This is a genomic window from Corynebacterium sp. HFH0082 (assembly GCF_000411235.1).
Lineage (GTDB): Bacteria > Actinomycetota > Actinomycetes > Mycobacteriales > Mycobacteriaceae > Corynebacterium > Corynebacterium jeikeium_D.
The window spans coordinates 675,534-691,791 of record NZ_KE150404.1 but is presented as its reverse complement, the minus strand read 5'-3'; the positions used below and the strand labels follow the sequence as shown (position 1 = coordinate 691,791).

General features: G+C 57.6%; 11 protein-coding genes and 1 pseudogene. 4 read left to right on the top strand and 8 right to left on the bottom strand.

The window, feature by feature from the left end; genetic code table 11:
- On the bottom strand, nt 1-2,249 hold a 2,249-nt coding region (locus HMPREF1206_RS11415; protein WP_016421893.1), incomplete at its 3' end, for a VaFE repeat-containing surface-anchored protein.
- Nucleotides 2,250-3,175: 926 nt separating this feature from the next.
- Nucleotides 3,176-3,823, bottom strand: coding sequence for a hypothetical protein (locus HMPREF1206_RS02870; RefSeq protein WP_016421892.1), 648 nt, complete (start codon nt 3,821-3,823; stop codon nt 3,176-3,178).
- Nucleotides 3,824-4,341: 518 nt separating this feature from the next.
- Here HMPREF1206_RS02870 and HMPREF1206_RS10920 point away from each other — a divergent pair.
- Both HMPREF1206_RS10920 and HMPREF1206_RS02855 read left to right on the top strand, forming a co-directional pair.
- Nucleotides 4,342-5,531 (top strand): annotated as a pseudogene (locus HMPREF1206_RS10920) (IS3 family transposase); the annotation flags it as partial.
- 111 nt (nt 5,532-5,642) lie between these two features.
- Nucleotides 5,643-6,566 (top strand): siderophore-interacting protein, encoded by a 924-nt coding sequence (locus HMPREF1206_RS02855; protein ID WP_016421889.1) that lies wholly within the window; start codon nt 5,643-5,645, stop codon nt 6,564-6,566.
- Here the strand turns inward: HMPREF1206_RS02855 and HMPREF1206_RS02850 are convergent.
- The 6 genes from HMPREF1206_RS02850 to HMPREF1206_RS02825 all read right to left on the bottom strand — a co-directional run bounded on the left by HMPREF1206_RS02850 (nt 6,563) and on the right by HMPREF1206_RS02825 (nt 13,554).
- On the bottom strand, nt 6,563-7,357 hold the full coding sequence (locus tag HMPREF1206_RS02850) for an ABC transporter ATP-binding protein (protein WP_016421888.1): 795 nt from the start codon (nt 7,355-7,357) through the stop codon (nt 6,563-6,565). The genes HMPREF1206_RS02855 and HMPREF1206_RS02850 overlap by 4 nt on opposite strands.
- Complete coding sequence (locus HMPREF1206_RS02845; protein WP_016421887.1) at nt 7,354-8,406, bottom strand: iron chelate uptake ABC transporter family permease subunit; 1,053 nt, start codon at nt 8,404-8,406, stop codon at nt 7,354-7,356. The genes HMPREF1206_RS02850 and HMPREF1206_RS02845 overlap by 4 nt, the downstream gene beginning before the upstream one ends.
- Complete coding sequence (locus tag HMPREF1206_RS02840; protein ID WP_167389319.1) at nt 8,403-9,398, bottom strand: iron ABC transporter permease; 996 nt, start codon at nt 9,396-9,398, stop codon at nt 8,403-8,405. Before HMPREF1206_RS02840 ends, HMPREF1206_RS02845 begins: the two co-directional genes overlap by 4 nt.
- Before the next feature lie 51 nt (nt 9,399-9,449).
- Nucleotides 9,450-10,406, bottom strand: a complete 957-nt coding sequence (locus HMPREF1206_RS02835; RefSeq protein ID WP_016421885.1) for an iron-siderophore ABC transporter substrate-binding protein — start codon at nt 10,404-10,406, stop codon at nt 9,450-9,452.
- 832 nt (nt 10,407-11,238) lie between these two features.
- On the bottom strand, nt 11,239-12,279 hold the full coding sequence (locus HMPREF1206_RS02830; RefSeq protein ID WP_016421884.1) for an aspartate-semialdehyde dehydrogenase: 1,041 nt from the start codon (nt 12,277-12,279) through the stop codon (nt 11,239-11,241).
- 9 nt (nt 12,280-12,288) lie between these two features.
- Nucleotides 12,289-13,554 (bottom strand): aspartate kinase, encoded by a 1,266-nt coding sequence (locus HMPREF1206_RS02825; RefSeq protein WP_016421883.1) that lies wholly within the window; start codon nt 13,552-13,554, stop codon nt 12,289-12,291.
- Between the two features lie 445 nt (nt 13,555-13,999).
- Between HMPREF1206_RS02825 and HMPREF1206_RS02820 the strand changes: the two genes are divergently transcribed.
- Together HMPREF1206_RS02820 and HMPREF1206_RS02815 are read left to right on the top strand one after the other, a co-directional pair.
- Nucleotides 14,000-15,055, top strand: a complete 1,056-nt coding sequence (locus tag HMPREF1206_RS02820; RefSeq protein ID WP_231367167.1) for a DMT family transporter — start codon at nt 14,000-14,002, stop codon at nt 15,053-15,055.
- A 156-nt stretch (nt 15,056-15,211) separates the two neighbouring features.
- On the top strand, nt 15,212-16,255 hold the full coding sequence (locus HMPREF1206_RS02815) for a class C sortase (RefSeq protein ID WP_016421881.1): 1,044 nt from the start codon (nt 15,212-15,214) through the stop codon (nt 16,253-16,255).
- The last annotated feature ends 3 nt before the right edge of the window (nt 16,256-16,258 follow it).

Genomic DNA, 16,258 nt, shown 5'->3' with positions numbered 1-16,258 from the left:
GGCTGAGCAGGCTTGGTCGGCTTGCTCGGCTTCTCTGGCTGAGCGGGCTTGGTCGGCTTGGACGGCTTTTCCGGCTGAGCGGGCTTGGTCGGCTTGCTCGGCTTTTCGGACTCGGACGTAGACGGAGTTGTCGTCTCAGACGGCTCTTCCGGCTGTGTCGTCTCCGGCTGCTCGGACGGCTCATCGTCGCTCGGCGTTGCCGGAACCGTGGACGTGGTCGGCTCAGTCGAGCTGGTCTCCGGTGCGATCGTCTCCTCGGACGGAGTTTCGCTTTCCTCAGTCGGGGTGTCTTCCGGCTTCTCCGGAACGTCGCCGGTCACGGTCTGGCTAGCGTCGTTGATATCTGCGTGGTCAGCGATCTCATTGACCTGACCAGCGCTTTCCTTACCAGTCGAGTCAACCTCATCAGAGGTCAGGTGCTCGAACACGACAGCCTCGGCAACAGGAGTCTTAACAGAGTCAGACACCTCAAGAGTGACAGTCACAGTACCGCTTGCCGACGTCGGCTTGAACGTCGCCTCGCCATGACCAATCACAGAGCCATCAGCCTTGTTAACCAGTTCACCGGAGAGGGTGTAGTTCTTACCAGGGACCAGACCCTCGAAATGCACGGTGTCGACGACCTTGGCATTAGCCTCAATGCGATTGCCCTGAAGCTCAGCTACCGTGCGCAGCTCCGGCTCCAGCGGCGTATCAGCTGGCTCGCTCGGCTTAGACGGTTCGGTAGTCTCAGTCGGCTCGGTCGGTTCCGTGGTCTGCGACTCAGTGCTGTCAGTCGGCTCGGTCGGTTCCGTCGGAGCGGCCGGCTTCGTGGACTCGGAGGTGTTAGGAGTAGTCGTCGAAGAGCTCGGCTGCTCTTCGCTTTCCGACGTCGCCGGAGTCTCAGACTCACTGGTCTCAGAAGTAGTGGTCTCGCTGGACGACGGCTCCGTTGTCTCCTCGGTCGTCGGGGTCTCTTCGGAGGTCGACGGCTGCTCCGGCTTTTCGCCGTGAACGGTCTGAGCTGCGTCGTTAATGTCCTCGTGGGAGGCGATCTCTACCCGCTGACCATCGGTGTTGTCCTGGCCATCGGCGGTGACCTCTGTCGAGGTCAGCTTTTCGAATGCAACAGCAGCGGAAACCGGCTCATCTACATCATCGGAGACGGTAATCATGACAGCCTGCTCACCCGAAGAGGTCTCCGGAGTGAATTCCACGCTGCCGGTACCCAGGATGCGATCAGCATTGGTCTTGTCCACCAGGGTGGCGTCCAGGCGGTAGTTCTTACCCGGAACCAGGTCGGTGAACTTCACGATGTCCTTAACCACAGCGCCCGCAACAATCTTGTTGCCGTTCAGGCGAGCCTGAGTGGAGATCGACGGCTTACGCGTGGTCGGCTTCTCCGGCTCGGATGGCTTGGTCGACTCGGACGGGGTCGTGGTCTCCGCAGGCGTGGTCGGTGTAGTCGGCTTCTCCGGCTCAGTCGGCTTTTCCGGTTCGGTTGGCTGTTCCGGCTCAGATGGCTTTTCTGGCTCGGACGGCTTCGCCGGCTCTGCCGGAACTTCACCGGAAGACGGAGTGACATTGTCAATCACAATGATGTCTTGTTTCTTACCATTGTTGAAAATGTAGCCAGTGCGGTTCGTACCGTCGACGGTGCCCTGACCGACGTTAGCCGGACCAGTGAGGTAGTCGTAGACAGCCTTCGTCGATGGGTTGTGAATGCCCTGGGAGAAGTCAATGTCATCGGAGAAGTGCCACAGAGCGAACTGAGTTGCGTTATTGGCATCCAGCACATTCAGACGTCCTTTAACTCCAGCCGCCTTCCCCAGTTCATCCAAACCAACAGCTGGAGAACCGTGGTGCGCAATCCAGTTGAGCTTCCGGTATCGGTCAAAGTCGTTCCGCAGCTTGTTATTGGTATCTGTACTGCGCGAGAACTGACTGAAGTTCTGCACACGACCGGTGTCATAAAGATCACCGGCGACGCTGGCCTCAATGCAGTAACCCATTTTGTGGCTACCAAATGGTGTTGCAGCCTCGTCAAATGCCGCAATGAGTGGCCCAAAATCACGGACATTTCCATTGGCTTCAACACCCTTAACGGTTCCAGGAACACTCAGAATCTTCTGAATCGTCAGGGTTTCGCCAGTGTCTTCTGCATCCTGCGCATGCGCAATTATTGGAGATTTAGCGAAGAAAAGAGCGAGCACAGCCATGAAGCTAAATAGCGCCAACCAGCGCTTCTCGTTTGTAAAACGACCGAACATGAGCCCTCCCCCTTCCTTCGATTTCAGTGCGTTATACACCTTTCGCTACCTTTCCAGCCTTCAATTAACAATCAATGACCACGCATAAGCGTCTCCAGCCCCCATCACAGGTAGCCCAGTTGACATCGCCTTCTAATTCTCATTTATAGCGTTGGCCGCCCCCGAATATAACAAATACATTTTATGTTTGTTAGACCATTTAATTGGCACCCCTATTTCCTTTTATTTCAATGTCGATAATTGTTGTTTGCATATTTTTTCAGGGGTAGCCGTATGGATACCGGGCAAATACTAACGTTCCACCTTCCTCTACGACGCCTAGCCATTCAGCCCAGATAAACCTCCATTACCTGCAGATATGAAGATTTTTCAATAAATCTCCACCCATTAATTCGGGTTGAAATGTCTCCCATGTCACGATTCTTATAATTGTGAGATAAGGCACAGCCAACACCCCACCCCCACCTAATGAAAATGCACCCCAATAATTTTCCGGACGCAATAATGACACCTCTGAGCCATTTGCAAAAACCCCCTAGGCGCATTTAATAAGCCACATAATTGTGCCTTAATTGCGGCTGCATAAATATTTGCCTCTCCGCCCTAGCCCTCTCCATCTGCAGTTAATAGACAAAAATGGGTCTGATTCAAGACATTCCAGCAGATCACGTTATGTAAATCGCGCCTGAATAGAGGGCTGCAAATGTGAAACTGTGCGAGTTTATGACACTTTCAAGCCATTTTTCGGGCCATTTTTGTCATAAACGCAGTCAGTAACTCGGATCGACCCCACGTCGCCAGCTATAAACGCAAAAAGCACCTCCCCACTCCACAAAGAGTGAGAAGGCGCTCGTGCGCTGTTACGCGCTAATCGCCGCGCAAGCTAACAGCTGCGCAGTGCAGTGCCTAAGTCGGCTTAGACGGTCTTAGATAGCCTTTGCACCGGTGAGGTCCAGGTCGACTGGCAGGTTGTCACCCGCACCGTCCTCGGCCAGCAGGCCACCCTGGTTGTTGCCACCGGTCTGGGCACCCTGCTCCTGGCCGCCAGTCTGGAGGCCACCCTGGTTCTTACCGCCGGTCTGCATGCCCTGCTCTTGGCCGCCGGTCTGGAGACCATTCTGGTTCTTACCGCCGGTCTGGAGACCCTGCTCCTGGCCACCGTTCTGCAGACCCTGGTCGCCACCGACGTTCTGCAGGCTCTGGTCCTGGCCACCGGTCTGGAAACCGGACTGACGCTCACCAATCTGGCCCTTGTCGTTAACCTGGTCGCCGCCGACCTTATCGCCCTTCTCCAGCTTGTCGCCGCCAATCTGGTCTCCGCCGTTCAGCTGGTCGCCGCCAGCGTTCTGGAGACCCTGGTTGCCGCCAACGTTCTGCAGAGCGTTGTCCTGGTCGCCACCGACGTTCTGCAGACCCAGGTTGCCGCCCTCAGTCAGAGAGTGGAAATTCGGGAACAGGGAGTCGACCTGAACCAGCGGGCCCTCCGGGAAGTTCACGTTGAACTCAGGTACCGGCAGCGGAGCCGGTGCTGGCAAGGAGGAAATCAGTTCGCAGATATTGCACAGGTTATCCATGATGATCCTTTAGAAAATGAAGTGTAGATAGATGGTGTGGCGCGATGCCCAGAGCTGAAGGTAAAGGGCTTCTCGCCTTCTCCTTTGCGGCCACTGCCGTGCTCACACGAAAACCGTACCGGTGATGAAAAACGGTCACAATATAGAAAATCGACGCACTTCAGCCAAGTAATTGGAAATAGAAAAACGGCAAAATCTAACCTGCACTTATGCCCAAACGTCGCATGTCACGGGTCACATTGCTAGCCTTTTGGTCACCCCAAACCAGGCTCGCCTTTTCCAGCAGAAAAGCCCCGGCACCTAATGAACTGCTCCCCATTAGTTGGACTGAGAAATCAGTTACCGACTAGTGGGGAGTAGTTGTCATTGAGAGCACGAAGTTCGCTAAGTGAATATCAGCGCGAGCAGTTGGTTGAACTATTTGAGCAAGGCATGGGTTATACAGCCGCTGCCAATGCCCTTGGTGTCTCCAAGTATGCCGCCCGTATGCTCTGTCGTCGGTTTAAGCTGCATGCAGGCTATGTCTTGTGGAGAAACCGACTAAGCAGCAGTACTCGTTTGAGATTAAGAAGGAAGTTGTCCAACGCCACCTTGCTGGCGAGACAGCGATGGATCTTGCACGTGAATTTGGCCTGTCATCACAGCAGCTGGTCCGCGGGTGGTCGTGGAAATGGCGCAAAGACGGCGATGACGCGTTGAAACCGTAGCCGAAGGGCAGACCCAAAGGATCGGTCACGCCGAAGCCGCTGTCGGAGGAAGACAAGCTGCGTGGCGAAAACGAACGGTTGCGGGCCGAAAATGCCTATCTAAAAAAATTGCGGGACTTGAGGAATCAGGGACGCGCCTGAAAGTCCAGGCGATTGTCATCCTCAAGTCGCACCACCGCTTGGAGTACCTCCTAGAGGCAGCAGGTATGCCACGGTCGACGTTCTTCTACCACCAGAAACGACTCAGTAAGCCAGATAAGCACGCCGAGCTCAAGCAAGCGATTCGGGAAAGCTTCGAGCGTAACAAGCATCGCTACGGCTACCGACGAGTGCTACTTGACCTGCGTAACCAGGGGTGGGTGGTCAACCACAAACTCGTCTACAAACTCATGTGCGAGATGGGGCTGCGAGCCAAGATCCGCCAACGTAGACCTTATGTTTCCTACACCGGGACGATCAGCCACATTGCCGACAACAAGCTTGACCGCAAATTCACCCCGGATCAGCCAAATACCGTCTTTGTCAGCGACGTCACCGAGTTCAGGGTTGCAGGCCGCAAGGTCTACCTGTCACCGGTGATGGACTTGTTCGACCGCTCAATCGTTGCCCACACTGTGGCTACATCGCCGTCGACAGCGTTGACCACCGATTCTTTGCCCAAGGTGATCGCGGCGTGGGCACCTGAACCCGGGTGGATGATGCACACCGATCAAGGTTTCCAGTACCAGCATGCCTCGTGGCGTGACCTGATCGGCGACAACGGCGGTGTTCAGTCGATGTCGCGTAAAGCCAACTGTTACGACAACGCGGTCATGGAGAACTTCTTCGGCCACGTGAAAACCGAGATGTACCACGGAGAAGTCTTCGACACGGTCGCAGAGTTCAACCAAGTAATCGACGAATACATCCAGTGGTACAACACCGAACGCGTCCAACAACGACTCAAGGGCCTGACCCCGATGCAATATCGAAATCAGACCCTTGAAGCCCTAACCGCCTAGAGTTAAACCAGTCCAACTTTCGGGGACCAGTTCACCTCGGATCCCCGCGGGGCTTTTTCTGCCCCTCACCCTTTCACTTTTGCTTTAGGTAAGGGTAAGTTAACTCCCACTATGACCTCGAACCCAGTTACCCTGAACACTCCGACGAACACTTCCGCCTACCGCGCGGCCTTTTCTGACCACCTACTCTTGGCCGCCCCTTCTGAACCGCACCATCGAATCATCCGCGCCACTGTTTATGACGTCAGCGCCCCGGCAGAAAACCTGCAGAGGATTGTCATCCGCTCCCCCGAGCTAGTCGGCTTTCAGCTTTCCGGCCCGGACGAATTCTTTGGCCTCTTTATGCCGGCTAAGCCCGGCGAGAATCTCCATTTACCCCTCCACGGAGGTGGCGCCAATATCCGCGCAAGCGTTACAGCCATGCCGGAGACCCAACGCCCAAATTTACGTTGGTACACCGTACGCTCACTCGATCCCGAGTGCGGACAGATAACTTTCGACGTGGCGACACATGGCGTCAAAAATCCAAAGGATGAGCACGTCGGACCAGGGCTCGCCTGGGCTCTTGCAACTCGTGTTGGCGACCAGGTAGGCATCTGGACATGCCAGGGCCTCTGGCACCGCGCGCAAAGTTCACAAACACTTATCGCAGACCCATCTGCCGTACCTTCCGTTCGCGCCATTTTGGATTACGCGGATGCGTTTGCCCCGGAACAGTTGCGCGACATACACCTCGTAGTGGTCGCCGAGAACCATGGTGACCTCGAGCCATCCCTCGTCGCCGACTGGGAGAGCAAGCTGGGCAGCCTAGAAGTGCTGTTTAGCGCTACAACGGACTTCAGCACGGCAGTGATGTCCCACCTACAGCAACTGGACCGTGCCGAACACCCCGCAACACAGTCGAAGTACGTCTGGGTCGCGGGTGAAGGACAGCTCTGCAAGGAAGTACGGCGCCACGCAATTCACACCTGGGGCCTCAATAGCGAATCCGTGCAGTGGTGCCCCTATTGGTTCCTAGGCAGGGCACGGCCTTAATTAGCCACAATCCCTCGCGGCACAATAATCGGAGCCATACCGCGGGGATCTTCCCACACCTCGGCATTCAGGCCATATGCCTCGCGCAACACATCCACCGTCAGAGCCTCCTTTGGAGAACCCTCGGCGATCTTTTCCCCTTCCTTCATGACGATCATCTCGTCGCTAAAAGCTCCCGCCAGGCCAAGATCATGAAGTACGGTAATCACCGTCTTGCCCTCTTGAGCGAGCTCCCGCACGATACTTAGAATCTCTATCGCATGTGCCGGATCTAGGTAGGTAGTCGGTTCGTCCAACAGCACAATTGGCGTATCCTGCGCCAACACCATCGCCATCCAGACCCGCTGCCGCTGGCCGCCAGAAAGCTCCGCCACGTCGCGGGCAACAAGATGGTCAACCTTCGTCTTCTTCAGCGCCTCGCGCACTTTTTCTTTATCTTCTGACGCCGTCGCTCCCCCACCCCAGAGCGATCGACGATAAGGGTGCCGTCCGCGCTCCACAAGTTCTCCAACGGTCAATCCCGCCGGACACAGCGGGTGTTGTGGCAAAAGCGCAATTAGTTGGGCGGCTTCGCGCGACCGCAAACTATGCACGTCCTTTTTCTCTACAAGAACCCGTCCTTCGGCGGGAGCAAGCAGCCGAGAAAGCGTCTTGAGCAACGTCGACTTGCCACAACCATTGGGGCCTAAGAGCGTGGTGACCTTCCCGGGCTCTGCAGTGAAAGACACGTCCTTAACAATGCTTGGGCCGTCGTTGTAGCCCACGGTGACGTGATCAACTTGAACGTTCATTGAACCATTCCTTTCAGAGTTCCGCGACGGGCCGCCAACCACACAAGCAACACCAACGCGGGGCCACCGATGATGGCGGTAACCAAACCCACAGGGGATGTAAATGGCAGTGCGCCCGCCACGACGGCGCACGCAGCTAATAGAGCAGCGCCTGCAAAAGTAGAGCACAACGGATGGGGCGTGGGCGTTCCGGCCACCAGCTTGGCCAGCTGAGGAGCCAATAGTGCCACGAATCCAATTGGGCCGACAAAGGAAACCACCACCGCGACAATGCCCGTTGCGGCAATGAGCAAAATAGCGCGCACCCTCGTGACATTTACCCCAAGTGTGGACGCGGTGGCGTCATCATGAGAAAGAAGAGGGACATCGCGCGTAACACAAAGGCCTAAAACTACGAAGGGCAACAGGCCCAACACCATAGGAAACAAAGCTTCCATACGCACAAAGCCGGTAGACCCAGCGAGCCAAGTTTGGGCATCCGTGGCACGAGTTAAGTCAGCCCGGAGCAGGAGATACTGCACTAAAGACTGCGTGAGGAAAGACAGTGCCAGGCCGATGACCACTACGCGCTGCGACGTCCCGAAGCCACCGAGTAGAACGAGCAAACCAACGATCACTAGTGCGCCAAGCAAAGCGAGTGCAGCACGCCACCAGAACGTCGGCACCCCCTCACTCCATGCAGGGCGGGTAACTACGGTGCCCGCCACAACCAAAACCGCCGCGCCGCCGGATACACCGAGAATGTCCGGGCTGGCCAGCGGATTGCGGGCCATGGTCTGAGTCCACGCACCTGCCAGCCCTAGAGCCGCGCCGACCAGAACGGTAGCGATTGCTACAGGCAGGCGGAGATCCCACACCACGTTGATTGCTTGCTGTGTGCCCCCACCGGTGAGAACCTCGATGACTTCCATCGGGCTGAGCTTCACCGCTCCTTGCCCCAGGATTAAGCAGTAACAAAGAGCCGCTATGAGGGCGAACCCTGCCGAAGCCGCCAGGACGCGTCTGCTTCGTGAACGCTTAATACTACGGATAGACGTCATATCGCTCATATCGTCAGCTCCGAGTCATTCGAGGTCGGTGAACTCTTCTTACGTCGCACCGCCAGAATCATCACTGGGGCACCGACAATAGCTAAGACAATGGACATTTCCAGCTCGTTAGGCTGCAGGACGAAGCGGCCCACAATATCGGCTAGCAACACAGCCGCGCCACCAACAATGCCGGTCGGCAGCAAGAGGCGAGTCAGGGACGGGCCGGTAAACGGGCGTAGTAGGTGTGGCACGGCGAAGCCCACGAATGTCACAAGCCCCACAGTGGCTGTCGCCGAGCCGGCGAGGATGATCACCGCTGCGGCAGCCAACAAGCGGGTTCTCGTGGGCGAGCTGCCAAGGGAACGGGCGGAGTCCTCTCCCATCGCAAGTAGATCCAGCGGGCGTGCTGCAAGCGCACCACATAGAGCACCTAGTGCTAGACCTAAAGCAGCTAAGGCCACGTCTTCCATACCCCGCCCAGCTGTAGAGCCAACGGTCCAGCGGCGGAGCCCTTCCAGGGTGTCGGAAGAATAGAGGCTCAGCATATTCGTGGCCGCTTGCAGGGCGAAGGTAACTCCCACGCCCACGAGTACCAGAGTTAGCGGGTTACGCGATACGCGGGAAATCAACAGCACGATTGAGGCAGCGACGGCCGCCCCGACGAGCCCTACAAGTGTCCGCTCCCCGACCGTCGTTGCCCAGCCCAAGGTCAGTGCCGCAGCGACTGCGAAACTTGCTCCAGCGTTCACGCCGATAATGCCGGGATCTGCCAGGGGGTTGCGGGTCCAGCTCTGAGCAATGGCACCCGCCATAGCCAGGGCTGCGCCTGTGATCACAGCCAAGAGGGTGCGCGGAACGCGCAAGTCCCAAATGATGCCGGATTGCGTAGATGGGTGCGGACCATGCATGAGGATGCTGGTCACTTCGCCAATGGAAAGATCTTTGGAACCCAAGTACAGGGAGGCAAGCAGCAGCAAAGCCAAGCCAACGAGTGCGGCCGAAGTAAGCAAACGCCGGGAAAACACCAAAGAATGTCGAGTTCTTGAAACGGACACTTTCAATTAAATTGCGTCAGAGAACTTGTCGACTGCCCAGGGGATGGTCAATGGGTTCGGCATACTCATTGCATTGCCCACGTTTTCGTCCATCCAGCGGACCTTGCCTTCGCGAACAACGTCCAGCTTGCTGAATGTTGGATCCTTCTTCAAGGTATCGGCGGCACCCTGGTAATCAAGGATGAAGAGGTAATCGACGTTGTTGAGGTCGCTGTAGTTCTCAGGTGCGATGTCGCGGTAGAACTCGCCCCCGTTACCTTCGAGCTCCTTCGGGATCTCGAAGCCCAGACTCTTGATAAACTGCCCGCGACCGTCACCGGAGGTGTACAGGCCGATCTTTCCCTGATAAGGCATGACGATAGCCGCACGCTTGCCTTTGAGCTCAGGGTGCTGCTGTTGGAAATCATCGAAGGCCTTCTGCGTTTCTTCGACGAGTTTGTCGCCTTCTTCTTGCTTGTCTACAGCGCCGGCGATCTGGTTGACCTGATCCCGCCAGGGGATCTGCCAGTCCGTGGCACCGTCTGGCTTAACGGTGGTTGGGGCGATGTCATTAAGCGCCTTCTTCGCCTGCGCGTCTACGGCAGAGTTCACCGCAATGATCTTGTCCGGATCAGCGGCGGAGATCTTCTCCAGGATTTCAGCAGTGAATCCGTTGGCAGTACCGTAAACCACTTCAGGCTTGTTGTCGCCGAGCTTTTCGGTAGCCCATGGGCCGACGCCAGATGCATCAACATCTCCCTCAGCACCCCAGGGCGCTACGAGGACTGGTTGGATGCCTAGAGCGAGCAAGGTATCGCTGTCTCCCAGGCCAACTGCGGCGATGCGCTCGTCCCCGGTGCCCTCATTTTTTGACGCCGCCGCGTCGTCGCCTCGGGAGCAACCAGACAGAACAAGAGTGGATGCTGCCAAGACAGCGGCGGTCTTCAGCGCCGCTCGACGGGTCAGCGAATTGTTTCGAAACATGTGAAAACCTAACGCGTAAGGAACTCTTTGAAACGCTGTAAAGTACCCGTAGCCCCAAGAGACTGATGGCCTCTTTCGGCTACGGCCAACACAGTAATCGGGTCTATATTACACAGGTAAGGCTAACCACACAACAGGCTGCCCTAAGTTAGTCCGCTTCCCGCTCGGCCGCTACCGACTCCATCGCCGCCCTGGCCACCGTCGCCACGCTGGCCACCCGACGCCACTCTGGCCACCCTAGCCACTCTGGCCACTGTCACCGCCCTGGCCACCCTAGCCACCCTGGCTCTCAGTGCCGAGATGCTCGCGCTATTGCAACTCGTGGCACCAACTGTCGGAAAAGTTGCACTTCGAAGGTCGAAATGTCGCTAGAACGGGAATCTGTCAGCACAGGCGCGCCTCCGAATTTTGCGACAATTCCCTGACCTGCAGTTTTGCGGAGCTGCAAATCAGTGTCTTTAACGCATTCCCGGTCTAGCGACATTCACCCCTGCTAGCGCCCCAAAAACGGCGCCGTCGGCCACGCATTCCCGGTCTAGCGACATCTGCACATCCTCACGCCGCCAAATAGGGCGCCGGCGCCTCCCGTGACGCAATCCCCCCCCCAGCACTGCGCTCGCACAATCTCACATTCCGCTGGCGCTGCAGCCAAGCGGAAAGCGTGGGCGTCAATAAGAAAAAATAGGCCCCCTACCGCAACAAATGTGAACTGCTCCCCATTAGTTGGACTGAGAAATCAGTTACCGACTAGTGGGGAGTAGTTGCCATTGAGAGCACGAAGTTCGCTAAGTGCCGAGGCTTAACTTTTTGCGCTTTTAAGTACTGCGCTCAACTACTGGTCAGCGACCAACAACTCCGCAATCTGGATGGTATTCAGAGCAGCGCCCTTACGCAGATTGTCGCCAGAGACAACCAGCACCAGGCCACGCCCCTCCGGAACCGACTGATCGACACGGATACGACCCACCAGGGACTCATCCACACCAGCGGCGGCAAGCGGATTCGGAACGTCGACGACCTTCACGCCCGGCGCGGACTCCAGCAGTTCGGTTGCCTTCTCTACGGACAGAGCATTCTCAAACTCAGCGTGAATCACCAGCGTGTGGCCAGTGAACACCGGAACGCGCACACAAGTACCAGCAACAGCCAGCTCAGGGATAGACAGAATCTTGCGGGACTCATTGCGGAGCTTCTGCTCCTCATCAGTCTCCAGTGAACCGTCATCAACAAAGTTTCCAGCCACCGGCAGCGCGTTGAAAGCAATCGGGGCGACATACGGACCAAAGTCCTCCGCAACCAGAGCCGAACCATCAGTGGTCAGCTTCTCCAGGTTGTCGACGTTCTCGCGCACCTGGCCAGCCAGAGTATTCACACCAGCAAGGCCCGAACCCGAGACCGCCTGATAGGAGGACACACGCAGACGCTGCAACCCGGCCTCGTCGTGAAGCGGCTTGAGAACCGGCATCGCGGCCATGGTGGTGCAATTCGGATTCGCGACAATGCCCTTCGGGATGTCCTGCAAAGCATCCGGGTTGACCTCGGAGACCACCAACGGGACCTCCGGATCCTTACGCCACGCCGACGAGTTATCAACAACAACAGCGCCAGCAGCCGCAAAACGCGGAGCCTGCTCCTTCGACAGCGTGCCGCCAGCGGAGAACACCGCGACATCAATGCCCTTCAGATCCTCGTCAGAAGTAGCCGCGACATCCTCGACAACAATCTTCTCGCCGCGGAACTCCAACTCCTTGCCCGCACTACGAGCAGAAGCGAAAAAACGAACCTTATCGGCCGGGAAATTACGCTCCGCCAGAAGAGTGCGCATCACACGACCAACCTGGCCAGTGGCACCAACAACAGCAATCGTGGTCATGAAAACTCCTTAACGTCCCGTACCAGCGTAAACAACAGCCTCAGTGTCTCCACCGAGATTGAAAGCGTCGTGCAGGGCCTTCACAGACTTGTCGACATCCTGGTCATTAACCAGCACCGAGATACGAATCTCAGAAGTGGAAATCAGATCGATATTCACACCCTCATCAGCGAGCGCCTCACAGAACGTCGCAGTCACACCCGGGTGGGACTTCATGCCAGCACCGACCAAGGAGACCTTGCCCACGTGATCGTCGTAAAGCACGTCCTTCCAGTCGTTGTCAGCCTGCAGCTTCTTCAGCAACGCCATCGCCTTCGGAGCATCCTCGCGCGGGCACGTGAAAGTAATGTCAGTGCGGTTATCCGCGACGGTGGAGACGTTCTGCAGCACCATATCGATGTTGATCTCCGCATCCGCAACAGCACGGAACATCTTCGCCGCCTGGCCCGGATCATCCGGAATGCCCAGCACGGTCACCTTCGCCTCGGAGCGGTCATGCGCCACACCGGTCAACACTGCTTCTTCCATAGGAATATCCTCCATCGATCCATCAACAAGGGTGCCAAGTTCATTGCTATACGACGAACGCACACGCAACGGGACATTAAACGCACGGGCGTATTCGACACTTCGCAGCTGCAAAATCTTCGCGCCAACCGCGGCCATCTCCAACATCTCCTCGAAGGAAATGTTGTCCAAACGCTGTGCGTCCGGCACAATGCGCGGATCCGCGGTGTACACGCCGTCCACGTCGGAGTAAATCTCGCAGACGTCCGCCTCTAGGGCTGCCGCGAGGGCAACCGCAGTGGTATCCGAGCCACCACGGCCCAGCGTAGTGACGTCCTTGGTCTCGCGGTTTACACCCTGGAAACCGGCCACTAGGCAGATATGGCCCTCATCGAGAGCCTCACGGACACGGCCCGGAGTGACCTCGACAATGCGGGCGTTACCGTGGCGCTCCGTGGTAATCACGCCAGCCTGTGAACCGGTGAAAGACCGAGCCGAGGCGCCGAGGCTTGCAATCGCCATAGCGACCAGTGCATTAGAAATACGCTCACCGGCGGTCAGGAGCATATCCATCTCGCGTCCCGGCGGGACCGGGTTGACCTGCTCAGCGAGGTCCAGAAGCTCATCGGTGGTGTCGCCCATTGCCGAGCAGACAACCACGACGTCATTGCCCTGCTTTTTGGTTTCCACAATTCGTTCTGCAACACGACGAATGCGTTCGGCGCTCTCCAGGGATGAACCACCGTACTTCTGCACAACCAGTGCCATGGTCGGCAACCTCCAAAAACTAGGCAACTATATGCAAGTAACTATTATTGACTCAATTTACTTGAGTTGCATTCGTAATTACATAGTGGGTTACCAAAACGTAGCTTGTGGGGGTTGCGTGGAGGGTTTGGATCGGGTTGCGTAGGGGTTGCGGGGTTATTGGGCATGGGTTGGGTGCGGATCGGACGCTGCTGCGGGCTGCAAATGTGAAACTGACTAAGTTTATGACAAAAATATGCCCTGAAACTTGTCAAAACTGACATAAACCTAGTCAGTAACTCTCGGTACTGTGCCAAGAACTCCGGGCTCAGCCAGCTCCACTCCGGGCTCAGTCAGCTTCTTGGCCGAACCAGCTAATTCCCGAGGCGCTGCGGGCACCAAGCACTGCCCCGCCCAACCCCTGCGAAGTGGACATGACAAGTGTTGCGTGCCTAGCATCTCCTACGTGAACAATGACCTTCTCGCAGCGATACTGGCACTGCTGTCCGCACTCAGCATCGCGTGGGGAACCGTCATCCGCCACAACCTCTCCGGAACACTGGAAGAGGGCACCAGCACACTTCGCGGAGTGGCGAAGACCCTGAAGCTGCCGCGCTGGTGGCTGGGCTCGGGCCTGGCGATTGCCGGGTATGTATTTCAGGTCACGGCGTTGGCATTCGGCACGTTGCTCCTGGTGCAGCCGTTGCTGGTCATGAAGCTGATGCTCACGCTCCCGCTGGCAGCGAAGGTCAACGGTCGGCGGATTTCGCGGTCAGAGATGATCTGGTCCGTGGCGCTTACTTTTGCGGTGGCGACGCTGGTGTTGCTCGGCAAGCCGACTGCCGGCTCCACCGATATCCCCACCTACCTGTGGGGATGGGCTCTCGCCGTCGGTGGCGTGGTCACCTGCGGGCTTTACGCCGCTGCAGTTCAGTGGCCCAACACCGGCACCGGCGCCGGCGGCGGCTCAGACACCAAACAGCGCGGAGTGCTGCGCCAGAACCCGAAGGCCCTACTGCTCGGCACGGCAACCGGCTGGCTGTACGGCTTCGTCGCGTTGCTGTCTAAGTCGGTGGTCGATACTTATGTCAATGACGGACTCGTCCAACTCCTGCTCTCCTGGGAACTCTGGCTGCTGGTGGCACTGGCGGTTATTGGCGTCGGCCTGCAGCAGGCGGCTTTTAACGCGGGACCGTTGCAGGCTTCGCTGCCAGCTATGACCGTCGTGGAGCCGATCGTTGCCTTCAGCTTGGGATACATCGTTCTTGGTGAGCGCTTCCAGGCGGTTGGTGTGCAGTGGGTGGCGCTGTTTATCGCACTGGTGACCATGATTTCTGCCACTATTGCCCTGGCGGCTCGGCCGGCAGAGGCGACCTCCACAAGCGCCACAAGCGCCCCAAGCACCGAAAACACCGCAGACACCGCGACCACCGACGCCCCAAGCATCGCAAACACCGCAGACACCGACACCACAAGCACCGCAAACACCACCACAGATTCCACCGATGCCACAGCACGGTGAGTAGAGTTCAGCTCTCCCGGGTTGCATGACCTAAATTGGTATGTGCACTTATTAAGTCGTTAGCGATTTGTCGGCCTGGCTATCCCTGCCCGGGAACTGTCCCTGGTGAGAAAGACCCGTGGCCGCTATGCACAAGGTCACCAAAGGTAGGACTCGATGGGGCGTCATTCCCATTCCAAGCGGGCAACTTCCAAGCGGGCATCTAAACCGACATCTAAGCGGAAGTCCGAACGCGCAAACGATACTAACGCCAGCGCCGCATCCAAAACCCAAGCAAAGCCCCAAAAAGGCAAGAAGCTCAACTCGAACACCATCATCGCCCTGCTGTTGATCATTGGTGGTTTGGGAGTGCTGCTGTACCCGGTTGTCGCAACGCAGTGGAACAACTTCCTGCAGGCCCGCGCCGCAGATGAATACTCCAAGCTGGAGAAATCCGCTCCTCCTGAGGTCTTGGACACCGCCTGGAATGAGGCCCACGAGTACAACGCCAGCCTCGGCGAGGTCAATCCCGGCGACGCCTGGACCACCTCCGATGACGAGTCTTCCCCGGAGTACCAGCGCTACCGCCACTACCTCGACGTGCTTGGCGAGACCGACGCGCTCGGCCGCATCGTCATCCCGTCCATCAACTCTGACCTGCCCATTTTCCACGGCACGTCGGAAAAGTCGCTCTCGCGCGGTGTCGGTCACCTCTACGGCACCGACTTCCCGGTCGGCGGAGTGGGCGAGGGTGAAGGTCGTCACGCGTCGCTGTCGGCGCATACGGGTCTGCAAAATGCGACGCTGTGGGACAACCTCGACAAGGTCAAGAAGGGCGACGCGTTCTACATCGCAGTCGCGGGTCACAAGTTGAAGTATGAGGTCCACGACGTAGCCGTCGTAAAGCCGGATGAAACCGATGCTTTACGACGCGTCCCCGGAGAAGACCTGATCACCCTGATTACGTGCACGCCTTACGGCATTAACACGCACCGACTGCTGGTGACGGGGCATCAGGTGCCGATGGATCCTGACGAGGAGTCCGTGTTCGACGGCAGCGGTTCGCAGTGGCAGTGGTGGATGTGGGCCATCCTGGCAGCAGCGGCGGTGATCATTGCGCTGCTGATTTGGTGGCTGCGGAAGCTCTCGCGCGACGGCAAGGGCGAGCCGGAAGCCGAGCGCGAGAGCGACGAGACAGAGAATGACGAGGCGGAGGATTAGGCC